Source organism: Stutzerimonas marianensis, from assembly GCF_022810315.1.
In the GTDB taxonomy this organism is placed as follows: domain Bacteria; phylum Pseudomonadota; class Gammaproteobacteria; order Pseudomonadales; family Pseudomonadaceae; genus Stutzerimonas; species Stutzerimonas marianensis.
In genome coordinates this window covers 493,428-516,052 of sequence record NZ_JALGRD010000001.1, presented here as the reverse complement: position 1 = coordinate 516,052, position 22,625 = coordinate 493,428, and the positions used below count along the sequence as shown (strand labels likewise).

Annotated in this window: 18 protein-coding genes; 10 read left to right on the top strand and 8 right to left on the bottom strand. The window is 66.1% G+C overall.

What is annotated here, in order from left to right; all coding sequences use genetic code 11:
- Positions 1–10: 10 nt before the first annotated feature.
- The 3 genes from MST27_RS02240 to MST27_RS02230 all read left to right on the top strand — a co-directional run bounded on the left by MST27_RS02240 (position 11) and on the right by MST27_RS02230 (position 2,467).
- Positions 11–1,321, top strand: coding sequence for an NTP/NDP exchange transporter (locus tag MST27_RS02240; protein WP_243604375.1), 1,311 nt, complete (start codon positions 11–13; stop codon positions 1,319–1,321).
- Between the two features lie 61 nt (positions 1,322–1,382).
- A complete protein-coding gene (locus tag MST27_RS02235) occupies positions 1,383–1,805 on the top strand; it encodes an HPF/RaiA family ribosome-associated protein (protein WP_243604374.1) in 423 nt (140 codons plus the stop codon).
- Positions 1,806–1,903: 98 nt separating this feature from the next.
- Positions 1,904–2,467: a histidine phosphatase family protein gene (locus MST27_RS02230; RefSeq protein WP_243604373.1), complete on the top strand. Its 564-nt coding sequence runs from the start codon at positions 1,904–1,906 to the stop codon at positions 2,465–2,467.
- Positions 2,468–2,937: 470 nt separating this feature from the next.
- Here MST27_RS02230 and MST27_RS02225 read toward each other — a convergent pair whose 3' ends face one another.
- Positions 2,938–3,864 carry a LysR family transcriptional regulator gene (locus MST27_RS02225; protein WP_243604372.1) on the bottom strand — a complete coding sequence of 309 codons (927 nt, stop codon included), beginning with the start codon at positions 3,862–3,864 and terminating at the stop codon, positions 2,938–2,940.
- Between the two features lie 101 nt (positions 3,865–3,965).
- On the opposite strand from MST27_RS02225, the gene MST27_RS02220 reads away from it, so the two are divergent.
- Genes MST27_RS02220 through MST27_RS02205 form a run of 4 tightly spaced genes read left to right on the top strand, consistent with a single transcriptional unit; the run spans position 3,966 to position 8,643 of the window.
- The gene (locus tag MST27_RS02220; protein ID WP_084902753.1) at positions 3,966–5,204 is read left to right on the top strand and encodes a 3-hydroxyacyl-CoA dehydrogenase; all 1,239 of its coding nucleotides are present in this window, start codon (positions 3,966–3,968) and stop codon (positions 5,202–5,204) included.
- 2 nt (positions 5,205–5,206) lie between these two features.
- Entirely contained in the window at positions 5,207–6,997 is a 1,791-nt protein-coding gene (locus MST27_RS02215) for an acyl-CoA dehydrogenase C-terminal domain-containing protein (protein ID WP_243604371.1), read from the top strand.
- A 24-nt stretch (positions 6,998–7,021) separates the two neighbouring features.
- Positions 7,022–8,185, top strand: coding sequence for an iron-containing alcohol dehydrogenase (locus tag MST27_RS02210; protein WP_243604370.1), 1,164 nt, complete (start codon positions 7,022–7,024; stop codon positions 8,183–8,185).
- A gap of 23 nt (positions 8,186–8,208) precedes the next feature.
- A complete protein-coding gene (locus MST27_RS02205) occupies positions 8,209–8,643 on the top strand; it encodes an acyl-CoA thioesterase (RefSeq protein ID WP_243604369.1) in 435 nt (144 codons plus the stop codon).
- A gap of 61 nt (positions 8,644–8,704) precedes the next feature.
- Here the strand turns inward: MST27_RS02205 and MST27_RS02200 are convergent, their stop codons facing one another.
- The 5 genes from MST27_RS02200 to yrfG all read right to left on the bottom strand — a co-directional run bounded on the left by MST27_RS02200 (position 8,705) and on the right by yrfG (position 15,452).
- Complete coding sequence (locus MST27_RS02200) at positions 8,705–9,169, bottom strand: YMGG-like glycine zipper-containing protein (protein WP_243604368.1); 465 nt, start codon at positions 9,167–9,169, stop codon at positions 8,705–8,707.
- A 166-nt stretch (positions 9,170–9,335) separates the two neighbouring features.
- On the bottom strand, positions 9,336–11,675 hold the full coding sequence (locus MST27_RS02195; protein WP_243604367.1) for an FdhF/YdeP family oxidoreductase: 2,340 nt from the start codon (positions 11,673–11,675) through the stop codon (positions 9,336–9,338).
- Positions 11,672–12,517: a formate dehydrogenase accessory sulfurtransferase FdhD gene (gene fdhD, locus MST27_RS02190; protein ID WP_243604366.1), complete on the bottom strand. Its 846-nt coding sequence runs from the start codon at positions 12,515–12,517 to the stop codon at positions 11,672–11,674. The genes MST27_RS02195 and fdhD overlap by 4 nt, the downstream gene beginning before the upstream one ends.
- A gap of 74 nt (positions 12,518–12,591) precedes the next feature.
- On the bottom strand, positions 12,592–14,682 hold the full coding sequence (locus MST27_RS02185) for a PAS domain-containing protein (RefSeq protein ID WP_243604365.1): 2,091 nt from the start codon (positions 14,680–14,682) through the stop codon (positions 12,592–12,594).
- A gap of 89 nt (positions 14,683–14,771) precedes the next feature.
- Positions 14,772–15,452, bottom strand: a complete 681-nt coding sequence (gene yrfG / locus MST27_RS02180; RefSeq protein ID WP_243604364.1) for a GMP/IMP nucleotidase — start codon at positions 15,450–15,452, stop codon at positions 14,772–14,774.
- Positions 15,453–15,617: 165 nt separating this feature from the next.
- Between yrfG and nudE the strand changes: the two genes are divergently transcribed.
- From nudE to MST27_RS02165, 3 genes are all read left to right on the top strand, one after another.
- Positions 15,618–16,184 carry an ADP compounds hydrolase NudE gene (gene nudE / locus MST27_RS02175; protein ID WP_243604363.1) on the top strand — a complete coding sequence of 189 codons (567 nt, stop codon included), beginning with the start codon at positions 15,618–15,620 and terminating at the stop codon, positions 16,182–16,184.
- Positions 16,181–16,996 carry a 3'(2'),5'-bisphosphate nucleotidase CysQ gene (gene cysQ, locus MST27_RS02170; protein ID WP_243604362.1) on the top strand — a complete coding sequence of 272 codons (816 nt, stop codon included), beginning with the start codon at positions 16,181–16,183 and terminating at the stop codon, positions 16,994–16,996. The genes nudE and cysQ overlap by 4 nt, the downstream gene beginning before the upstream one ends.
- A 114-nt stretch (positions 16,997–17,110) precedes the next feature.
- Positions 17,111–19,975 carry an ATP-binding protein gene (locus MST27_RS02165; RefSeq protein ID WP_243604361.1) on the top strand — a complete coding sequence of 955 codons (2,865 nt, stop codon included), beginning with the start codon at positions 17,111–17,113 and terminating at the stop codon, positions 19,973–19,975.
- On the opposite strand, the gene MST27_RS02160 is transcribed toward MST27_RS02165, so the two are convergent.
- Both MST27_RS02160 and MST27_RS02155 read right to left on the bottom strand, forming a co-directional pair.
- The gene (locus MST27_RS02160) at positions 19,976–20,968 is read right to left on the bottom strand and encodes an asparaginase (RefSeq protein ID WP_243604360.1); all 993 of its coding nucleotides are present in this window, start codon (positions 20,966–20,968) and stop codon (positions 19,976–19,978) included.
- A gap of 74 nt (positions 20,969–21,042) precedes the next feature.
- The gene (locus tag MST27_RS02155; protein ID WP_243604359.1) at positions 21,043–22,488 is read right to left on the bottom strand and encodes an alanine/glycine:cation symporter family protein; all 1,446 of its coding nucleotides are present in this window, start codon (positions 22,486–22,488) and stop codon (positions 21,043–21,045) included.
- Positions 22,489–22,625 lie beyond the last annotated feature (137 nt).

Genomic DNA, 22,625 nt, shown 5'->3' with positions numbered 1-22,625 from the left:
GCCGGGCCGAATGCCCGTCGCTCCGGCTGCGCGCCTCGCCGCCCTGATCAATGCCCGCCCCGGCGAACTCCGCGCGGCGCTGGCCGGCTTCGGCCTGTTCTTCTGCCTGTTCGCCGGCTATTTCATGCTGCGCCCGATCCGCGAGTCCATGGGCATCCAGGGCGGCGTGGAGAATCTGCAGTGGCTGTTCACCGCGACCTTTGTCGCCATGCTGGTGGCGGTGCCGCTGTTCGCCTGGCTCAACTCCAGGGTGGCGCGCCTCCATTACATCGACTGGGTGTACGGCTTCTTCTGCGTCAACCTGCTGCTGTTTGCCGCGCTGTTCTTCGCGTTGCGTGACAGCGTCTGGCTGGCGCGGGTGTTCTACGTGTGGATCTCGGTCTACAACCTGTTCGTGGTCTCGGTGGCCTGGAGCCTGATGGCCGATGTGTTCGACGCGCCGCAGGCGCGCCGGCTGTTCGCCTTCATCGCTGCCGGGGCCAGCGTGGGCGGACTCGTCGGCCCCGCGGCCAGCGCGTTGTTGGTCGGCGTGCTCGGGCAGTTCGGGCTGATGCTGCTGGCAGCGCTGCTCCTGGTCGCGGCGGTGGCGCTCAAGCGCTACCTGATGGCCTGGCGCGAGGTGCTGGGTGCTGGCCGGCCCGGCGCCGAACGGGCGGAAAGTCCGAAGCGGCCAGTGGCTGGCAACCCGTTCAGCGGCCTGACGCGGGTACTGGGTTCGCGCTATCTGCTGGGCGTCGCGGTGTTCGTGTTGCTGTTGACCACTGCCAGCACCTTTCTCTACTTCGAGCAGGCGCGGCTGGTGTCCGAGCTGTTCACGGACCGGGCCGAGCAGGTACGGGTGTTCGGTGCCATCGATTTCGTGGTCCAGGCCGGGGCGCTGCTGTCGCAGCTGTTCATCACCGGTCGCGTGGCACAGCGCCTTGGTGTGCGGGTGCTGCTCACGGCAGTGCCGCTGCTGGTCTGCCTGGGCTTCGTCGGGCTGGCGCTGGCACCGACCTTCGCCGTGCTGGCGGCGGTGATGATCGTGCGCCGGGTTGGCGAGTACGCCTTCGTCCGTCCGGGCCGGGAGATGCTCTTCGCACCGCTGGATGCCGAGAGCAAGTACAAGGCGAAGAACTTCATCGACACCGTGGTCTATCGCGGCGGCGATGCGCTGAGCGGCTGGGCCAAGAGTCTGCTCGACAGCCTCGGCCAAGGCGCCTGGCTGGTGGGGCTGGTGGGGGCGGTGTGCGCGGCCATCTGGGGGGCGGTGGGCTGGTCTATCGGTGGGCAGGCCGATCGCAAGGCGGTGCTGCAAGGTGCTTCCGGACAAAACCGCTGAACCTTCGAACATGCCCGCGCCTCGAACTCTGGTAGGTACGTCATCTATCAGGAGTTCTCGTATGCATGTTCAGGTCAACAGCAACCATATTCCCGGCAGTGTCGAGCTGCACGAGTGGGTCGGCACGACCGTCGAGGAACGGCTGGAACGCTTCGATGATTTCCTCACACGCCTCGAAGTCCATATCAGTGACGAGAACGCTCAGAAGGCCGGCGCCGATGACAAGCGCTGTCAGATCGAAGCGCGGCCAAAGGGGCATCAGTCCGTCTCCGTGACGCACAAGGCCGAGTCTCTGCAGCTGGCGGTCGAGGGGGCCGCCGAAAAAATGCAGCACGCCCTCGATCACCTGATGGGCAAGCTCGACAGCAAGGTGCTCTCCAGCGGCGAGCTGAACGATCCCCTGCAGGAAGAGCCGCCGCAAGCGGTGAAAGACGCCATGCTTGAGGAAGAGTTTCTCGACAAACAGCGCGCATTGGACAACTGACCGTCGCCAAGTGCGCGGGTCGGGCCGGGCGCCGCGTCGCACCGGAACCTGTTGGCACCGGCGGTTTCGAAGCTGAGTCACCGCAACGGCAGCAAGCCATGCAGATCATTCTTGTGCGTCACGGCAGGCCCGACCATGGTGCCGCTCGCTGGTCGACGCCGGCCGGCATGAAACACTGGGTCGAACGCTACAACGCGGCGGCCGTCGTCGGCACCGAGCGCCCACAGGCATTGATGCAACTGGCCGATTCGGTTGGCGTGGTGGTTTGCAGCTCGCTGCAACGCTGCGTCGAGTCCAGGTCGCATCTCAAGTGCGATTGTCGCCAGGAGCCGGATCCACTGTTCGCCGAAGCGCACCTGCCCTATCCCGACTGGGGGGCGCCGCTGTTACCGTCCCGCATCTGGCGCGTCACCTTCCGCACGGCCTGGTTCCTTGGTTTTTCAAGCCACACCGAGCACGTCAAGGTGTCGAGCCGTCGTGCCGGTGCCGCAGCCGATCGGCTCATCGAACTGGCCGAGTTGCACGGCAGCGTCTTGTTGATGGGGCACAAGATCATGAATGTGCTGATCGCCCGGCAGTTGCGCCGGCGCGGCTGGCGAGGGCCTGCGTTTCCGTTGTTGTCAGGCTATTGGCAACCCAGCCGCTATACCCGAACCGGTTGAATGCATGCAGCCGCGGCAATAGTCCCGTTGCGCCCTGCTATAGCAAAAGGCTTACACGATGGGATGGCGATCGCCACTTCTGCCTCCAGCGCGAGGTAATTAATCTATGCCCATCTCTGAAGCGCAGGATGTGCTCAGGATCATGGATGATCGACCATCGCCAGGACGGCAGCCGAAAGGATTCGGATGGTCAGGAAAAACCCGCTCCGGCGGGTTTTTTGCTGTCTGGGGGCAGGCCGGACAGCGAAGCGGCCAGAAAGTTGCCGCTATAGCCAAAGGCTTACAGCAATAGCAGTCATCGGCGCTTTGCCGGGCGCCGTTCGATACTTAATCTATACCCATCTCTGAAGCGCAGGATGCGCTCAGGATCAAGGATGATCGACCATGGCCAGGATGGCACCCGAAAGGATTCGGACGGTCATGAAAAACCCGCTCCGGCGGGTTTTTTTTTGCCTGGAGAAAGCGCTCGCTCAGTCAACCGACCGTGAAGATTGCGCCGCCCCTGCGCCCACCGCGACGATTTGCTCGATCAGCCATTGCAGGCCGGCGTCCCGTTCACGCTGCGCGACGCTGACGACATCCAGCCGGAAGCTGCCCAGATCGAAGGGCAAGTCGAACAACCTCAGCGGCAGCAGGTCGGCGAAGTAACGGGCCAGTTGCGTTGGCAGCACGGCGGCCAGGTCACTTCGTGCCACGATGTGGGCGGCCTGCAGATAGTTGGGCGTGGTGTAGGCGACGTCGCGGCTCAGCCCTTGTTCTTCCAGCCATTGATCGACCATTCCGCGGGTCTGCCCCCCGTGCACCCAGAGATGGCGCAGGCGCAGGAATGCCTCCAGATCGAGTGTCTCGCCAACGTGCGGGTGGCCGGAACGCAGGGCGACCTGCAAGGTTTCGCTGGCCCAGCGACGGGTGTGAAAGCGCGTGGGTACTTCGACGAAGCGACCAACGACGAGGTCCAGCTGGCCATCGTCCAGAGCAGCGGCCGGCAGGCTGGGCGTGAGGTGCTCGATTGCCAGCTGGATGCCTGGCGCGACTTGCGCCAGGTGCGCCATCAGTCTGGGCATGCAGATCAGCTCGACGTAGTCGGTGACGGCGATGACGAAGCGCTGGCGGCTGGTGGCGGGATCGAAGAAGTCGCCGGCGTTGAGCGTGTGCTCGATCTGTTGCAGCGCATCGCGGATCGGCGCCTCCAGGCTCAGTGCCCGCGGCGTTGGCTGCATGGCTCGGCCGGCACGCACCAGCAGCGGGTCGTCGAGCAGCTCGCGCAGGCGACCCAGGGCATTGCTCACCGCCGGCTGGCTGAGGGACAGGCGCTCGGCGGCACGCGAGACGTTGCGCTCACGCAGCAGGGCGTCGAGCACGCGAAGCAGGTTGAGGTCGAAGTTGTAGATATTCACTTGGTGAATCCGAAACATCACAAGACTAAATTTCAAAAATAGTAGCGTCTTCGTCTATGGTTGGTCTCCACTTTTTCCAGCCTGCGACGAGGACCGTTCACATGAGCCAACCCCGCTTCGATATCCAGACCGCCGCCGTGATCGGCGCGGGCACCATGGGCCGCGGCATCGTCATGAGCCTGGCCAATGCCGGTGTGCAGGTGCTGTGGCTGGACAACAATCCCGAGATGCTCGAGCAGGCGCTGGGCGCGGTGGCCGACACCTACGCGCACAACGTGCGTCAGGGTCGGATCGACGAGGCCGAAGCGGCGGCGCGGCGGGCCCGCATCGCCAAGGCGGCGGATTACCCGGCGCTGGCCGACGTGGACCTGGTGATCGAGGCGGTCTACGAAAACCTCGAACTCAAGCAGAAGATCTTCCGCGAGCTGGACGGCATCGTGAAGGCGGCCGGCATTCTGGCCAGCAACACCTCGGCGCTGGATATCGATGCCATCGCCGCTGTCACCAAGCGCCCGGAGCAGGTGGTAGGCCTGCACTTCTTCAGCCCGGCACACATCATGAAGCTGCTGGAAATCGTCCGCGGAGCGAAGACTTCTAAAGCGGTACTTGAGGCCTCCACCGAGCTCGGCAAGCGTATGGGCAAGGTCAGCGTGATCGCCGGCAACTGCCCGGGCTTCATCGGCAACCGCATGCTCGCCACCTATGTGCGCGAGGCGCGGATGATGCTGCTCGAAGGTGCCTACCCCCATCAGGTGGACGCCGCGCTGCAAGGCTTCGGCTTCGCCATGGGCCCGTTCCGCATGTATGACGTGGTGGGTATCGACCTGGAATGGCGCGCCCGCGAGCTGGCCGGCAAGGGCCAGGACGAGGCCGAGGTGCAGGTGGATAACCGTCTCTGCGAACTGGGCCGCTTCGGCCAGAAGTCGCGCATGGGCTACTACCGCTACGCCGAAGGCAGCCGCCAGGCCGAGCACGATCCGGAAGTGGACGCCCTGGTGCAGCGCGAGTCCGAGCGCCTCGGCTATGAGCGCCGCGAGATCGGTCCGGAAGAGATTCTCGAGCGCTGCCTGCTGGCGCTGGTCAATGAGGGCGCCAAGATCCTCGAGGAAGGGATGGCCGAGTCCAGCGCCGATATCGACACCGTCTACCTCTACGGCTACGGCTTCCCGGCCGAAGTCGGTGGCCCGATGACCTGGGCCGACCGTCAGGGTCTGCCGGCCATTCGTGAGCGCCTCAACACATTGGCCGAGCGCCACGGCGAGCACTGGCAGCCGGCCGGACTGATCGACAGCCTGGCCACGCTCGGCGGCCGCTTCGCCGACTACAAGAAGGAGGCATGAGCATGGAATACAAGGCTCCCCTGCGTGACATGCGCTTCGTGCTGCACGAGCTGTTCGACGCTACCGGCCATTGCGAATTGCTCGGCAACGGCCTGGACCGCGAGCTGATCGACGGTGTGCTGGAAGAAGCTGCGCGCTACACCGGCGGCGAGATCGCGCCGCTCAATCGCAACAGCGACGAAGAAGGCGTGACCCTGGAAAACGGCGAAGTGCGCACGCCGCAGGGCTTCGTCGAGGCCTACAAGCAGTACGTCGACAACGGCTGGGCGAGCATGACCGGGCCGACCGAATACGGCGGCCAGGGCTTCCCGCAGCTGGTGGCCTGCAACTTCCACGAGATGCTGATGGGCGCGTCGCTGTCCTTTCGCATCTATTCCGGCCTGACCGAGGGCGCGGTGCTGGCGCTGTACAAGCACGGCAGCGATGGACTGAAGAATGCCTATCTGGAGAAGCTGGTCAGCGGCCGCTGGAGCGGCACCATGTGCCTGACCGAGCCGCAGGCGGGCACCGACCTCGCCCTGCTGCGCACCCGCGCCGAGCCGCAGGCGGACGGTAGCTACAAGGTCAGCGGCAGCAAGATCTTCATCTCCGGCGGCGAGCACGACATGAGCGAGAACATCGTGCACCTGGTGCTGGCGCGCCTGCCGGATGCGCCGGCTGGGGTGAAAGGCATCAGCCTGCTCTTGGTGCCCAAGTTCATCGCCAATGCCGACGGCACGCCGGGCGCGCGCAACGCGCTGAGCTGCGGCGCCATCGAGCACAAGATGGGCATCAAGGGCGCGGCGACCTGCGTGATGAACTTCGACGGCGCCACCGGCTGGATCGTCGGCGAGCCCAATCAGGGCCTGGCGTGCATGTTCACCATGATGAACGACGCGCGCTTCCAGGTCGGCTTGCAGGGACTTGGCATTGCCGAACAGGCCTATCAGGGCTCGCTGGCCTATGCCCGCGAGCGCCTGCAGTCTCGTGGGCTGGCAGGCGCGCAGCATCCGGACAAGCCAGCCGACCCGATCATCGTGCACCCCGACGTGCGCCGCATGCTGCTGACGCAAAAGACGCTGGTCGAAGGCAGCCGCATGCTGGCGGCCTACTGCGCCCGGCAGCTGGACCTCGAGCATGGCCATCCCGAGCCGAGCTACCGCAAGGCGGCGAGCAAGCGCGCTGCGCTGCTGATCCCCATCGTCAAGGCGTTCTTCACCGACATGGGCCAGGAGGTGGCGAGCCTCGGCGTGCAGGTCTACGGCGGCCACGGCTATATCCGCGAATGGGGCATGGAGCAGCTGATGCGCGACAGCCGCATCACCCAGCTCTACGAGGGCACCAACGGCATCCAGGCGCTGGATTACATCCGCCGCAAGCTGCTCGGTGACGGCGGCACGGAACTGTCGGCGCTGCAGGCGGAATTCAGCGAGATTTGCGACCGGCAGACCGATCGCCCGGCGCTGCACGCTCTGGCCAGCAAGGTGCAGATGCGTCTCGGCGAATGGCGCGAGCTGACGGCCGAGATCATCGCTGCCACCGGTCGCGATCCCCAGGAGATCGGCGCGGTGTCGGTGGATTTCCTGCAGTACTCGGCCTATGTCTTGTTGGCCGGCCTCTGGCTGCAGGCCGCGGCGCGCGCACAGGATGCGCTGGAGCAGGGCGCCGGCGAGGAGGCTTTCTATCAGGCCAAGCTGGCCAGTGCGGATTTCTATCTGCGCCGTGTGTTACCGCGGGCGAGTGCGCATCGGGAAGCCATTCAGGGTGGCGCGGATTGTTTGATGGCGCTGCCGGAAAGCGACTTCGCGTTTTGAGCTAATCGATCACAGGAGGCACCGATGCATCCGTTCAGCTTTGCCACAACCGCTCAATTGATCTGCGAGCCTGGCTCGTCGCGCCGGCTGGCCAGCCTCTGCAAGGAGCGTGGGGCGCGCTCGGTGCTGGTGGTGACCGACCCGGGCATCACCCGTTTCGGCCTGCTCGACGAAGTCCTGCCGGGCTTCGAGACGGAAGGGCTGCAGGTCGCGGTTTACGATCAGGTCGTTGCCGACCCGCCCGAGCACATCGTCCTGGCGGCGGTGGCGCAGGCCAGGGCGTCCCGGGTCGATCTGATCATCGGCTTCGGCGGCGGCAGCTCCATGGACGTGGCCAAGCTGGTTGCGCTGTTGGCCCATCCTGATTGCGCGCAATCGCTGCAGGACATCTATGGTGTCGGCAACGCCAAGGGCCAGCGCCTGCCGCTGATTCAGGTACCGACAACGGCGGGCACCGGCTCCGAAGTCACGCAGATCGCCATCATCACCACCGGTGAGACGACCAAAATGGGTGTGGTCTCGCCCCTGCTGCTGCCGGACCTGGCGCTGCTCGACGCCGATCTCACCCTCGGCCTGCCGCCGGCGGTGACCGCGGCTACCGGCATCGACGCCATGGTGCATGCCATCGAGGCCTACACCAGCGCGCTGAAGAAGAACCCCATGTCCGACCTGTTGGCCCGCGAGGCGCTGCGCCTCTTGGCGGCCAATCTGGACGAGGCGGTGCACAACGGCAGCAACCGCGAGGCACGCCAGGCCATGCTGCTGGGCGCCTGCCTGGCCGGCCAGGCGTTCGCCAACGCACCGGTCGCCGCCGTGCACGCGCTGGCCTATCCGCTGGGGGGCAATTTCCACATTCCCCACGGCCTGTCCAACGCCTTGGTGTTGCCGCAGGTATTGCGCTTCAACGTCAGCGCGGCGGCCACACACTACGGCGAACTGGCACCGATCATCCTCGGCGAGCGCCTGCGCACGGATGATCCGTCCACCTACGCCGAGCAGCTGATCGAGGAGTTCGAGCAGATGAGCGCGCGCGTCGGCCTGCCGACCCGCCTGCGTGACGCCGGCGTGCCGGAAGAGATGCTGCCGCAGCTGGCCAAGGAGGCGATGCTGCAGCAGCGGCTGCTGGTCAACAATCCGCGCGAGGTCAGCGAGGCCGATGCGCTGGCCATCTACCGCGCCGCCTACTGATCCGTATCGACAAGGAACTTCGCATGGCAGACCAACCCGAACACCGGCGCGCCGACTACCGCCACTTCCAGCCGATCACCACGCGCTGGCACGACAACGACCTCTACGGTCACGTCAACAACGTCGTCTACTACAGCTATTTCGATAGTGCGGTGAATGCCTACCTGATCGAACGCGGCGGGCTGGACATCCACAACGGCGAGGTGGTCGGTTTCGTGGTCAGCTCCAGCTGCGACTACTTCGCCTCGATCGCCTTTCCCGATCAGATCGAGGTCGGCCTGCGGGTCGGTCGGCTGGGTAACAGTTCGGTGCAGTACGAGCTGGCGATCTTCAAACGCGGCGATGACGAGGCCAGCGCCGCCGGCCGTATCGTGCACGTGTTCGTCGAGCGGGCGACCAATCGGCCGACACCGATTCCGGGCCGGTTGCGCGCGGCCCTGGAAGGGTTGGCGAGCTAAGCAGAAGAGCGTGGGCGGGAGGCGATGCGGGCCACAGGACATGGCCCGCGGTAGCGAGACGTCAGTCGTGATGCTTGTGCTTGTGCTTGTGTTTCCAGTGCCCCTTGGCTTTGCCGGGGTGGCCGTAGTAGCGGCGATCATCACGGTAGCGACGCTCGCTCCGGTCGTCATCGTCGCCGTAGGCATTGCCGATCGCGCCTCCGGCGCCACCGCCCACCGCTGCGCCAATCAGGCCGCCCGTGCTGCCGCCGACGCGCTGGCCAATCACGTTGCCGCCGGCTGCGCCAAGGCCGCCGCCGATGGCCGCTTCGGTACGGCTACGCTTGTCCGCACCCACCATGCCGCCCGCCGCACCACCGACGCCCGCGCCGATGGTGGCGCCGGTCGAACCACCCAGGTGTTCGCCGACCACCGACCCGAGCGCACCGCCCAGGGCGCCGCCAACAGCGGCTTCGGTGTTGCTTCCGGCAAAGGCGGCACCGCTGAGCAGGCCCGCGGACAACAGCAGAATCGAGGAATACTTCATGGTGGAACCTCTCCAGTGGATGGCGCCGCGATCCTCACGTCCCCGGGGCGCGGTCCGCAAGCGTCAACCGATGAAAGGTGTGATGCGCTTCGCTTTTCATAAGTCTTTGAATTAACGCAGGAACTTGATTCAAGCGAAACGGTCGTACGTTCCTTGTGCGGGGCCGTCACTGGCCTGCCGAGGCAAGTGACGGCGCGCTTTCTTCTTGGGCCGCGTGCAGCCGTATCGCAACCGACTTCGACGTCGGCGTGTGGCTGCCGATGCCCACACTGCCCAGCGGCACCAGCGGATTGGTTTCCGGGTAGTAGGCGGCGGCCTGTCCGCGCGGGATGTCGAAGTCGAGCAGGGTGAACGCCGTGACGCGACGCTCGATGCCGTCATGCCAGAGCGACTGGATATCGACCTTCTGCCCCGGCTCGAAGCCCAGCCGGCGGATGTCGTCGATATGGACGAAGATCACCCGGCGGTCGCCCTTCACGCCCCGGTAGCGGTCGTCGAGGCCATAGACCGTGGTGTTGTACTGATCATGCGAGCGCAGGGTTTGCAGGATCAGGTCCGGCTGCGCGTCGTGGCCCTCCAGCGCACCGCCGAACGGATCGTCTGGCAGCGCGTTGGCGATGAAATTGGCGCGGCCGCTGGCGGTGCTCCAACGCCGCTCCGCTGCCGGATTGTCCAGGTGGAAGCCGCCGGGGCGATGCACGCGCTGCTCGAAATCGGCAAAACCGGGAATCGTCTCGCCGATCAACTCGCGAATCCGGCTGTAATCGGCAATCAGTGCCGGCCAATCCACCGGGCGATTGCCGAGCGTGGCCTGGGCGATGCCGGCCACGATGGCGGGTTCGGAGCGCATCAGCGGCGAAAGCGGCTCCAGCTGACCGTACGAGGCGTGGATCATGCTGAACGAATCTTCGACTGTCACCGCCTGAGGTCCGGCGGCCTGACGGTCGATGTCGGTGCGCCCGAGGCACGGCAGGATCAACGCATCCTGCCCAACGGTGAGGTGGCTGCGGTTGAGCTTGGTGCTGATCTGCACCGTCAATGCACAGCGCTGCAGCGCCTGTTGGGTGCGCCGGCTGTCGGGCGTGGCCTGGGCGAAGTTGCCGCCAAGGCCGATGAACACCCTGGCGCGGCCGGCGAGCATCGCCTCGATCGCCTCGACCACGTTATGCCCCGGCTGGCGGGGCACTGCGAAGCCAAAACGCCGCTCCAGCGAATCGAGCAGCCGTGCCGGCGGCCGTTCGTTGATGCCCATGGTCCGGTCGCCCTGCACATTGCTGTGCCCGCGCACCGGACACAGTCCGGCGCCCGGCTTGCCGAGGTTGCCGCGCAACAGCTGGAGGTTGGTGATTTCCTGAATGGTCGCGACCGAGTGCCGGTGCTGGGTGATCCCCATCGCCCAGCAGATGATCACCCGCTCGGCCGCGCGATAGAGCCGCGCCGCGGCCTCCAGCTCCGTCAGGCTGAGCCCCGATTGGGCTTCCAGGGTTGGCCAGTCGGTCGCATCCAGCACTGCCAGATAGGCTTCCACGCCAGCGGTGTGCTCGGCGATGAAGGCGTGGTCGAACACGGCGGGTGCGCCCGTGGCCTGCGCCTCGCGCTCCCATAGCAGGAGAAACTTGGCGACGCCACGCAGCGCCGCCATGTCGCCGCCCAGCCTTGGGCGGAAGAAGGCGGTGTTCAGCGGGGCGGATCCGTTGGCGAGCATCTCGATCGCGTGCTGTGGGTGCTGAAAGCGTTCCAGGCCGCGTTCTTTCAGCGGGTTGAAGCAGACCACCTGTGCGCCGCGCGCCACGGCTTCGCGCAAGGGCTCGAGCATGCGCGGATGGTTGGTACCGGGGTTCTGGCCAAGCACGAAGATGGCGTCGGCCTTGGCGAAGTCCTCGAACCTGACGCTGCCCTTGCCGACGCCGATGCTTTCGCCCAGCGCAACCCCGCTCGCCTCGTGGCACATGTTCGAGCAGTCGGGAAAGTTGTTGCTGCCGTAGGCGCGCACGAACAGCTGGTAGAGAAAGGCCGCCTCGTTGCTGGTGCGGCCGGAGGTGTAGAACTCCGCCTGGTCGGGCGTTTCGAGGGCGTTCAAGTGATGGCCGATCAGGGCAAAGGCGTCATCCCAGTCGATGGGCCGATAGCGGTCGCTGGCCTTGTCGTAGCGCAGGGGCTCGGTCAGGCGACCCTGGTACTCGAGCCAGTAGTCGCTCTGCTCGCGCAGCTGGCTGAGGCTATAGCGCGCGAAAAAGGTGGCATCGACACGCCGCCGCGTGGCTTCCCAGTTGACCGCCTTGGCGCCGTTCTCGCAGAACTTCACCATGCCAGCTTCGGGTGAGTCGCCCCAGGCGCAACCGGGGCAGTCGAAGCCGCCGTTCTGATTGGTCTTGAGCAGCGCGCGCAGGTTCTTCAGGGGTTGCTTGCTATCCAGCCAGTGGCTGGCCACGCTGCGCAGGGCACCCCAGCCCGCCGCCGGTCCGGCGTAGGGGCGATAGCGCAGGTGTTCGGCTTGCAGGCTCATCGGTTTGCCTCGGCGGAGCGTGCGGCCGGGCTGAACACGCGCGGCGGGCTGCGATGGGGGATGTGGATCAGATTGAGGTTGTGCCGCTGCGCCCATTGCGTGGCCAGGCCGGTCGGCGAGGAAAAGCTCACCAGCGTGGGAATGCCGGCGCGCTGCACCTTGTGGATCAACTCCAGGCTGCAGCGGCTGGTGACCACGGCGACGCCGCCCGTGACGTCCTCCCCAGAGCGGCTCAGCGCGCCGATCAGCTTGTCCAGCGCGTTGTGTCGGCCGATGTCTTCACGGCCCATCCGAATCCGCCCCCCGGCATCGATGAACAGCGCGGCGTGCACGGCGCCGCAGCGCTGCGCGAGCGGCTGGAAGTCGGCGATACGCTGGCGCAGATCGTCCAGCCAGTGCGCCGGCGGTAGCGGGGCGACCGGCATCACGGGCAATTGTGGCAGCGCCTGTTCCAGCGCCTCGACCCCGCAGAGCCCGCAGCTGGCGTTGCCAGGCAACTGGCGGCGTTGCGCCTTCAGCGTCCAGAACGCACGGCTGGCTATCTCGACCTCGGCATGCCGCCCGTTGCCCGTGCCGCTGATGCGAATGTCATAGATGTCCGCCGCACGTTCGACGATGCCGGCACCCAGGCTGAAGCCGACGACGAAGTCTTCGAGGTCCGCGGGCGTCACCATCATCACCGCCTGGTTGAGGCCGTTGTAGGCGATCGCCAGCGCGCATTCCTCGGCCAGCTCGACCGGCTCCAGACGGGCATCGTCCAGCGTTTGGAACCGATAACCGGCGCTGGCGCCGCCCGGCGCATCGGAGACGGGTTGGTCAGGGCGGGAGCAGGGTTCCTTCATGGGCGGCTCGACAGGTGTGCGGTTGGCGGAGGGCACATCGTGACATGCGTGATCGATGTCGTTGCGACAGCCGGTCAGCCCGATGGTTTGGTCAGCATGTCGCGGATCCGGGATATCAGGTCGTCGATGGCGAAGGGCTTGCTGATCATGTCCATGCCGGTGTCGAGGAAACCGCTGCTGGCGGCCTGTTCGGCATAGCCGGTCATGAAGAGTACGGGCAGGGAGGGGCGATGCTGCCGCGCGATGTCGGCCAGCTGTCGGCCGTTCATGCCGGGCAGGCCGACATCCGAGACCAGCAGGTCGATGTGGGCATGGCTTTCGAGGATTTTCACCGCCGCGTTGCCCTCCGCCGCCTCCAGTGCGGCGTAGCCGAGCATGCCGAGCACGTCGACGACCAGCATGCGCACCGCCGGATCGTCCTCGACCACCAGGACAGTTTCGCCCTGCGCGGCGCGCGGTGCGTCTGCTACCGGGCTGGCGCCGGCCGGGCTGTCGGAGAGTCGGTGGTGCGCCGGCAGGTAGAGCGTCACCTCGGTGCCCTTGCCCGGCTCGCTGCGAATCTGCACATGCCCGCCGGCCTGCCGTACGAAGCCGTAGATCATCGACAATCCCAGCCCGGTGCCCTGGCCGATGGGCTTGGTGGTGAAGAAGGGCTCGAAGGCCGAGGCCAGCACCTTGGCTGTCATGCCGCAGCCACTGTCAAGCACGCTGAGGGTGACGTAGCGCCCGGCCGGCAGATCACCGATTTCCGCTTGGCGGCTGAGCACGACGTTGGCGGTGGCGATATAGAGGCTGCCGCCGTTGGGCATCGCGTCGCGGGCGTTGATGACCAGGTTGAGCAGGGCGCTTTCCAGCTGGTTTTCGTCGCTGCTGGCCGGCCACAGGTCCGGCTGCAACTGGGCGTCGACGAGGATGTGGCTGCCGAGCGTGCGCACCAGCAGGTCGCGCATCGAGTCGACCAGGGCATTGAGGTCGACGCGCTTGAGGTTCAGCGGCTGCCGGCGGGCGAAGGCCAGCAGCCGGTGGGTCAACGCGGCGGCGCGGTTGGCGGAGGTCACCGCGGCGTCGATGAAGCGCCCGGTTTCGGCATGCCGGCCGGTCTGGTTGTAACGCTGGATCAGGTCCAGCCCGCCGATGATGCCGGTGAGCATGTTGTTGAAATCATGCGCGATACCGCCGGTCAGCTGGCCGACCGCTTCCATCTTCTGCGCCTGGCGCAGCGCTTCCTGCGCCTGCTCGCGGCTGGCCATTTCCTTGAGCAGCCGTTCGTAAACCTCGGCCAGGGCGTTGGTACGTTCCTGGACCCGGCTCTCGAGTGTCTCGTTGAGTTCGCGTAGTGCCTGTTCGGCCTGCCAGCGCTCGGTGACGTCCTGCGCCAGCACGAAGAAGCCCTGGACCCGCCCATCGCCATCGCGCCGCGGCAGATAGTGCATCAAGGATTGCCGTCGTGTGCCGTCCTGATGCGGCATGTACGCCTCGAAGACGACCGACTGGCCAGCCAGCGCGGCCTTGATCTGCTCGCTGCGGGCGTTGTAGGCGTGTTCACCGACCACGTCCACCAGATGCTTGCCATACAGCCACTCGGGCGAATGGCCGAACCAGCTCTCGTAGTGACGGTTGTTGAAGCGGTAACGCTCGTCTTGGTCGACGTAGCCGATCAGCACCGGCAGGGCGTCGGTGATCATCTTCAGTTCGGCCTCGCGCCGGCGCAGCGCGTGTTCGGCCGTGGGGCGCAGGCAGAGCAGGCGGCCCACCACGGCGCCACCGTCGCGGATCGGGCTCAGGGCAAGGTCGAAACGGATATCGCCGGAGCCGTCGGGCAGATGCTTGGGCGGCGGCTGGTTGTGCAGCAGGCAGGCCTGCTCGAGGTCCGCCTGTGCGCACGCCTGCACCAGTGCCGGCCAGGCTTCGGTCCAGCTCTGCCCGAGCGGCTTGCCCAGTGCGTCCGTGCGGGCGATCACGTCGGCATGGGCGTCGTTATAGAGCTGCAGCTCGGCGTCGCCCCAGAGGATGCACATGGGCAACGGTGACTCGAGAATGGTCTCCAGTACCCCCCGCAACCTGTCCGGCCAGCCCAACAACGGGCCCAGTGTTGACTCGCTCCAGTCGTGGCGCTCGATACGTCGGCCCATTTCGCTGCGCAAGCGCCCTGAATCTACCGCCATAAATCATCCATTCGAGTGCCGGCGTGGCTGATGCCGGCGCGTATCGCCGGGTGTTCGGATTGCAGTTAAGCACGTCAGGCCGGCGGCGTTCAGCCCTCCAGGCCCTGCAGGCTGCGAATCAGGTCAAGGTAATCGTCGACGGCGAAAAATTCCTCGGTATCTTTCGGCCCGCGGCGGCTGTCCGGCTCGCGGATGGCGAGCAGATGGGCTACGCCGAATGTGCGGGCGCTGCGCAGGACCGGCAAGCTGTCGTCGATGAACAGGGCGCTGGCCGGGTCGAAGGTGAGGTCGGACTGGAGCGCGAACCAGAATTGCTCGTGCTCCTTGGGGTAACCGTAATCGTGTGAGCTGATCAGTCGGTCGAACCAGGGCGCGAGCTCGACTCGCTCGAGCTTGAGCGACAAGGAGTCGCGATGGGCATTGGTAATCAGCACGACCCGCTTGCCGGCCTGGCGCAAGGCGGCGAGAAAATCCTCCGCCGCCGGGCGCAGGGCGATCAGGTCGGCGATCTCGCGCTTCATCTCGCGGATCGGCAGGTTGAGTTCCCGCGTCCAGAAGTCCAGGCAGTACCAGTTCAGCTGCCCCTGGTGCGCGTTGAAGAGCGGCGCGAGCTCCAGCTCGGCCATGGCCGGGCTGATGCCGTGCAGTTCGGCGTAGCGGCGGGGCAGCAGGTCGAGCCAGAAATGGTTATCGAAATGCAGGTCGAGCAGGGTGCCGTCCATGTCCAGCAGCACGGTATCGATCTCGGACCAGGGCAAGGTGGCGATCATGCTCTTCTCTTCGCAACGGGCGGTCGGCGCATGGTGCGGCAGCGCCCAGGTCAATGCAAAGCGTTCGTCGGCGGACGGTCGTCGCGTGTGCCGCGCGGTCGGGGCGGGCGCCGTAGTCTTCACTTGGGCTGTTATAGTGGCGCCTCGTGCTTCAAGGACCCTCCCATGCGCCAGAAACCCACCGTACTCGCCCGTGAAATCGTCGCCAGCAGCCGGCTGTTCCGTGTCGAGGAGCTGCAACTGCGCTTCTCCAACGGCGTGGAACGCACCTACGAGCGGCTCGTTGGCAAGGGCAGCGGCTACGGCGCGGTGATGATCGTCGCCCTGGAAGCTGACGGGCGGGCGCTGCTGGTCGAGGAATACTGCGGCGGCACCGACAGCTACGAATTGTCACTCCCCAAGGGGCTGATCGAGCCGGGCGAGGACGTGCTCGAGGCAGCCGACCGCGAACTCAAGGAAGAAGCCGGCTTCGGCGCGCGCCGTCTGGAGCTGCTCACCGAGTTGTCGCTGTCGCCCGGCTACATGAGCCAGAAGATTCAGGTGGTGCTGGCACGCGACCTCTATCCCGAACATCTGCCCGGTGACGAACCCGAGCCGATGCGTGTCGACCGGATCGATCTGCGCGAGCTGTCGAGCCTGGTCCAGAACCCGCAGTTCAGCGAAGGGCGCGCCCTGGCGGCGTTGTACCTGGCGCGCGACCTGCTGACCCAACGAGGGGAATTCAATCCGTGAGTCATCCCTACCTGGCGCCGGTCATCGACCTGGTTCGCCGCGCCGGCGAGGCGATCCTGCCGCACTGGCGCAACGAGATAAAAGTGCACGAAAAGGCCGACGCATCGCCGGTCACCGCCGCGGACATGGCCGCCCATCACCTGCTGGCCGACGGCTTGTGCGCGCTCGATGCCGCCATTCCGGTGCTGTCCGAGGAGGATTGCGAGCTGGGCCTGGCCGAGCGGGCGGGCTGGACCCGCTGGTGGCTGGTCGATCCGTTGGACGGGACCAAGGAATTCATCAACGGCAGCGAGGAATTCACCGTCAACGTTGCCCTCATCGAGCGCGGCCAGGTGTTGTTCGGTGTGGTTGGCATCCCCGCCAATGGCCGCTGCTACTACGGCGGTGCCGATTTCGGCTCCTGGCGGGCCGAAGCCGATGGCGCCACACAACCGCTACGCGTGCGGCACACCCCGCCCGAGCGTTTCACCGTGGTGGCCAGCCGGCGACATTCCAGCCCGGCGCAGGAGCGCTTGCTCGCCGGGCTGGGCCAGCGTTTCGGTGAGCTGGAGCTGGCCAGCGTCGGCAGCTCGCTGAAACTGTGCCTGGTCGCCGAAGGCAGCGCCGATTGCTACCCGCGCCTGGCGCCGACCTCGCAGTGGGACACCGCCGCCGCCCAGGGCGTGCTCGAGGGCGCCGGTGGCGAGGTGCTCGATGTCGACGGATGGCCGCTGAGCTACGAAGCGCGGGAGCATTACCTCAACCCGTCCTTCCTGGCCCTGCCGCGTGACGTTGGCTGGCGCGCCGAGCTGATCGAACTGGCGCGTGGTTGAGTGATCCGGCCGCCCCAGGCCCGACGCCTGGGGGCAGGCTTTCTTGTGCCAGGACGATGCTAATCTTTCGAGCCCTGACCCAGCAGGGTTCGAGTCGGTTGCCGGAGCTGCGTCGTGTCGAAAACTCCAATCGGGATACGCCAATGGATCTGGCGCGCCTTCGTTCAGACAGCCCTGATTCCGCTGGTACTGGTCGAAGTGGTGCTGATCGCCGTCTACCTCATCACCAACAGCACCGTGCGGGACGCGCAAATCGAGCATCTGCGCGAGACGGCGCTGGCCGAACTGCAGGCAGCGGTGGGCCTGGAGACGCGCATCATCGACCAGCAGCTGCAGCAGGTGGCGAGCGCTACCGAGCTGTTTCGCCAGTTCACCGCGCGGGCGCTGACCGAAGACGAGCCGTTGCTCGAACCCGAGTTGAGCATGACCGCCGAGGGCGTTCGCTACAGCCCGCGGGATGACGGCGGTGCGGCGAGTTTCTATTCAGCGGCGACCCCACCCGAGCAGCAGGACCTGAACAAGGTCGCCCGGCTGCATCGCCTCGACCCGCTGATGAAGGCGCTGCATGCCGGCAACTCGCTCATTGCCAGCCTCTACTTCAACAGCTGGGACAGCTACAACCACATCTATCCCTGGTTCGCGACGCAGGAGCAGTACCCGCCGGACATGGATATCCCCAGCTACAACTTCTATTACCTGGCCAACGCCTGGCAGAACCCTTCGCGGCGCGTGGTCTGGACAGACGTCTACCTCGACCCGGCCGGGCACGGCTGGATGATGTCCGCCATCGCGCCGGTTTACCGTGGCGATTTTCTCGAGGGTGTCAGCGGTATCGACGTCACCGTCGGCGGCATGCTCGGGCGGATCGGCGATCTGCATGTCCCCTGGAATGGCTACGCGGTACTGGTCAGCCGCGACCTGAACATCATGGCGCTACCCGAGGCCGGCGAGCAGGAGTTCGGCCTCGACGAGCTCACCGAACACTCCTACGACGAAGCGATCCGCCAGGAGCAGTTCAAACCCGACGAATTCAGGCTCGACCGGCATGAAGACACCCAGGCCCTGGCGCGCGCGGTCGTCACCCAGCCCAGCGGCGTGCTGCGCCTGGAACTGGGCGGGAAGCAGCGGCTGGTCGCCTGGTCGACCGTGCAGCAGACGGGCTGGCACCTGTTGGCGGTGGTGGACGAAGCCGAGGTGTTCAGCAAGACCAATGCCTTGGCGAGCCGGTTCCAGCAGATCGGTTTCCTGCTGATCGCCGGGCTGGTGCTGTTCTACCTCCTGTTCTTCGGTTTCATGTGGATGCGTGCCCGCCAGCTCAGCCTGGCGCTGCTCAAGCCGATCGCCGGCATCTCGGCGATGATGGGACAGATCGGGCAGGGCATATGGCGACCGGCCGCAGTGCCTTCCGAGATCGCCGAGCTGGACGCCCTGGCCCAGCACACCCGTGCCATCGGCGGTCAGCTCGAGCTTAGCGAGGCCCAGCGCTCGCAGGCTCAGGAACGCCTTGAGCTGGTGCTGGAAAGTGCGACCGAGAGCCTCTGGGAAATCGACACCCGGCGCGGCACGTTGCAGCTGCGGGGCCGCTTGCCGGCGCGGTTCGGCCTGCCATCGGCGACGCTCAGCGAAACGCAGTTTCTGCAGCGCATCCATCCCCAGGACGTGCACCAGGTGCGCGCCGAGCTCGAGCGCATGCACCGTGGCCATACCTTTCGCTACGAAAGCGAATACCGCTTCGCCGACGCCCTGGGCGAATACCACTGGCTGCTCAGCCGCGGCCGGGTGCTCGAGCGTGATCCACTGACCGGTCAGGCGACGCTCGTGGCTGGTACGCATGTCGACATCGATGCGATCAAGCGGGGCGAGGACGACCTGCGACGGGCGATCCAGCAGGCGCAGGCGGCCAACGAAGCCAAGACCCACCTGATTTCCAGCATCAGCCACGAACTGCGCACCCCGCTCAACGCCATCCTCGGCTTCGCTCAGCTGATGCGCATGGACTGCCCACCCTCGGCTGACCCCGAAGCGGCGAACTACCTGGACGAAATCCTGCTGGCCAGTCGGCACCTGAACCAATTGCTCGGCGACATCCTCGACTGGTCCAGTCTGCAGGCCGAGCGGCCGCGTCTGGAACTGCAGCGGGTCGAGGCGACCACCCTGATGCGTGAATGCGCGGAGCTGGTCAGGCTGGAGGTGCAGCGACTCGGCTTGCGCCTGGATGTCGAGCTGCCCGACGCGCCGGTTGAGGTGCTCGCTGAACCGCGACGCCTGCGTCAGGTGTTGCTCAATCTCTTGTCCAACGCCATCAAATACAACAACCCGCACGGGATGGTGCGACTCTCGGTCGAGCACGTCGCCGATCAGGTCCGGCTGGTCGTCGAGGACACCGGCCCCGGCATCGACGAGGCCCTGCAGGCGCAGATGTTCGAGCCCTTCCGGCGGCTAGGCCGGGAAAGCTCCAATATCCAAGGCGCCGGCATTGGCCTGTCGCTGTGCCTGGAGTACGCCAAGCTGATGGGGGGCAGCATTGGGGTGAAGAGCGCGCCGGGTGCCGGCAGCCGTTTCTGGATCGCCTTGCCGCTCGCCGAGACGGTGGCGCAGCTGGCCGCACACGAGCGGCCCCGGGTCGTCTATGTCGAGGACGACCCGCTCAGTCAGGTGCTGGTGCGTCGGGCCCTTGCCGACCTCGCGGATGTCCGCGTGTTCGACGATGGCCGCACGGCACTGGCGCACGTCCTGGCTGATCCGCCCGCCCTGCTGCTGCTTGACCTGAACCTGCCGGAACTGGATGGCGAACACCTGCTGCAGCTGCTGCGTCAGGCCCCGGCCACGCAGCAGCTACCGGTGCTGGTGCTCAGCGCGGCGGTCGAAGGGCGCGAGCACCTGGATTGTCAGGGCTGGCTGGCCAAGCCGATCGACCTCGACGCGCTGCGCCGCCAGGTCCGTGCCCTGTTGACGGCGCCGGGTTCGAGCCAGGGCTGATCAGTCGGCGCGCTCGCCGCACAGGTCCAGAGCGAGCCAGCGTTCGACCTCCTGCTGCGACAGTCCGGCTCCCAGCAGCGAGAACAGCTTGCCCAGTGCGGCCTCGCGTGTCATGCCGCCTCCGGAAACCAGGCCACAGGCCGCCAGCCGGCCGCCGGCGGCGTAGATGCCGAAATCCACGTGCCCCTGCGGGCATTGGCTGATCGCAACCAGCACCACGCCGAGATCATGCGCCTGTTGAAGCGCGGCGACCAGTTCGGCATCGTCCGCCGGGCCCGTACCGCTGCCATAACACTCCAGGACCAGGCCACGAATGCCGCTGTCGAGTACCGCACGCAGTTGCGCCGCGCGAATACCCGGGTACAGCGGTTGCACGGCCAGGGCCACCTGTTGCCGCGACTGGCGATAATCGAGATGGGGCGGCAGGTCCGTCGCGCGCTGCCCTTCACGTCGTCGCGGCAGTTCGGCGAATGCATCGAGGCTGGCAGTGCCCAGCTTGCCGGCACGGGCGCCGTGCATCAGCTTGCCGGCGAAGAACAGGTGAACCCCCGGCGCCACGCCGTGATGCAGGGTCCGTAGGGCGCCGAACAGGTTATCCCAGGCGTCGCTGCCGGGCGCGCCGGCGGGCAGCATCGAGCCGGTCATGAGCACCGGTGTCGGCAGCCCCAGCAGGAGAAAGCTCAGGGCCGCGGCGCTGTAGGCGAGTGTGTCGGTACCGTGCAACACCAGCACGCCAGCGCACCCTTGTCGTGCACTGGCGCTGCGAATGGCGTCGGCCATGGCCAGCCAGTTGGCCTGGTTCATGTTGGCGCTGTCGATGGGTGGGAGCAGTTCCTGGAACTGCCAGTCGGGCAAGTCTTGCCCGGGGTGTTCGGCCTGGCGTGCGCGCAGCCGATCAGCGAAGCCGGAGGCGGGCATCAGGCCCTCGGCGCTCTGCTGCATGCCGATGGTGCCGCCGGTGTACAACACCAGGATGTGTCTGGAAGCCGGCATTGTGGGGATCCTTATATGAAAACAGGGGGCTCGCGGCCCCCTGTCAGTCGTTCATGCGAAGACGGGAAGACCGATCAGTGCTGCTGCGCCTGGACGCCGCTCAACGTCGGGTTCGCCGCTGACTGTGCGGATGCCTGGCTCGTCCAGACGCGTGGGTCCAGATCCAGGTCGGCGAACTTCTTCGGATCGAACACCGGCGACTCGATGCCGGCTTCACGCTGTCCGTCGTAGTCGCGCATCAGGCGCAGGCCAACCTTGAACAGCAGCGCGAGCGCGATCAGGTTGCAGATGGCGAGCAGGCCCATGGTCACGTCGGCGAAAGCGAAAACCGTGCCCAGGTCCTGGACCGAGCCCCACATCACCAGGGCGATGACCATGACGCGATAGATCAGAACCGGCCCGCGCTTGCTGCTGAAGAAACCCAGTGCGTTCTCGCCCAGATAGTAGTTGTAGATCAGCGTGGTGAACACGAACAGCAGCAGCGCGACGCTGATGAACACTCGACCCCACTCGCCGACCACGGCGGCGACGGCCGTCTGGGTCAGGACCACGCCGGCCATGTCGCTGCCCGGCTCGAACACGCCGGAGAGGATGATGATCAGCGCCGTGCAGCTGCACAGGATGATGGTGTCGATGAACACGCTCAACGACTGCACGATGCCCTGTGCCACCGGATGCTGCACTTCGGCGACTGCGGCGACATTGGGCGCGCTGCCCAGGCCGGCTTCGTTGGAGAACAGGCCACGCTTGACGCCCATGATGATGGCCGCGCCGAGGCCGCCCGCGAAGGCCGGCTCGAGGCCGAAGGCGCTGCGGAAGATGGTGGCGAAGGCGTCCGGAATGTCACCGGCGTTGCTGCCGATGACGAACAGTGCCATCGCGATGTAGGAGAACGCCATGATTGGCACCAGCACGTCGGCGAACTTGGCGATGCGCTTGATCCCACCGAAGATGATCAGGCCGATCACCACCATCAGTGCGATGCCGCTGACATAGGTCGGGACGCCGAAGGTGTCGTTCAGCGAGCTGGCCACGGTGTAGGACTGCACCGCGTTGAAGCCGAAGCCGAAGGTAACCAGCAGCAACAGCGAGACGAGGATGCCCAGCCAGCGCTGGCCCAGACCGTGCTGGATGTAGAACGCCGGGCCGCCGCGATAGCCGCCATCCGCTTCGCGGCGCTTGTAAAGCTGGGCCAGGGAGCATTCGAAATAGCTGGTGGCCATGCCGACCAGGGCGACGACCCACATCCAGAACACCGCACCCGGGCCGCCGAGCATGATGGCCACCGAGACACCGGCGATGTTGCCGGCGCCGACACGGCCGGCGACGCTGAGCATCAGCGCCTGGAAGGAGCTCAGTTGGCCCGGCTGGCGCTTGAAGGCCTCGCCGAAGATGCGAAACATGCTGCCGAAATAGCGGAACTGGACGAAGCGGGACGCGATGGTGAAGAACAGGCCCAGGCCTATCAGCATCACGATGAGCAGCTTGCTCCAGATGAGATCGTTGAGTAGATCGAGCATGGCGGAAATGTCTCTCTTGTTGTTTTTGAAGAATGTGGAAACGCAACCGGGAAATGGTTGGCGAGACGCCGCGGTCATTCAATAGCGCAGGTCGCGGCGACCTGGCGCGAGTTGATGCTAGAATCGCGCCGCTCGCG

Coding starts and splice junctions, on each gene's coding strand:
- MST27_RS02240 (WP_243604375.1), top strand. CDS start 11: ATGCCCGTCGCTCCGGCTGCGCGCCTCGCCGCCCTGATCAATGCCCGC.
- MST27_RS02235 (WP_243604374.1), top strand. CDS start 1,383: ATGCATGTTCAGGTCAACAGCAACCATATTCCCGGCAGTGTCGAGCTG.
- MST27_RS02230 (WP_243604373.1), top strand. CDS start 1,904: ATGCAGATCATTCTTGTGCGTCACGGCAGGCCCGACCATGGTGCCGCT.
- MST27_RS02220 (WP_084902753.1), top strand. CDS start 3,966: ATGAGCCAACCCCGCTTCGATATCCAGACCGCCGCCGTGATCGGCGCG.
- MST27_RS02215 (WP_243604371.1), top strand. CDS start 5,207: ATGGAATACAAGGCTCCCCTGCGTGACATGCGCTTCGTGCTGCACGAG.
- MST27_RS02210 (WP_243604370.1), top strand. CDS start 7,022: ATGCATCCGTTCAGCTTTGCCACAACCGCTCAATTGATCTGCGAGCCT.
- MST27_RS02205 (WP_243604369.1), top strand. CDS start 8,209: ATGGCAGACCAACCCGAACACCGGCGCGCCGACTACCGCCACTTCCAG.
- MST27_RS02200 (WP_243604368.1), bottom strand. CDS start 9,169: ATGAAGTATTCCTCGATTCTGCTGTTGTCCGCGGGCCTGCTCAGCGGT.
- MST27_RS02195 (WP_243604367.1), bottom strand. CDS start 11,675: ATGAGCCTGCAAGCCGAACACCTGCGCTATCGCCCCTACGCCGGACCG.
- fdhD (WP_243604366.1), bottom strand. CDS start 12,517: ATGAAGGAACCCTGCTCCCGCCCTGACCAACCCGTCTCCGATGCGCCG.
- MST27_RS02185 (WP_243604365.1), bottom strand. CDS start 14,682: ATGGCGGTAGATTCAGGGCGCTTGCGCAGCGAAATGGGCCGACGTATC.
- yrfG (WP_243604364.1), bottom strand. CDS start 15,452: ATGATCGCCACCTTGCCCTGGTCCGAGATCGATACCGTGCTGCTGGAC.
- nudE (WP_243604363.1), top strand. CDS start 15,618: ATGCGCCAGAAACCCACCGTACTCGCCCGTGAAATCGTCGCCAGCAGC.
- MST27_RS02160 (WP_243604360.1), bottom strand. CDS start 20,968: ATGCCGGCTTCCAGACACATCCTGGTGTTGTACACCGGCGGCACCATC.
- MST27_RS02155 (WP_243604359.1), bottom strand. CDS start 22,488: ATGCTCGATCTACTCAACGATCTCATCTGGAGCAAGCTGCTCATCGTG.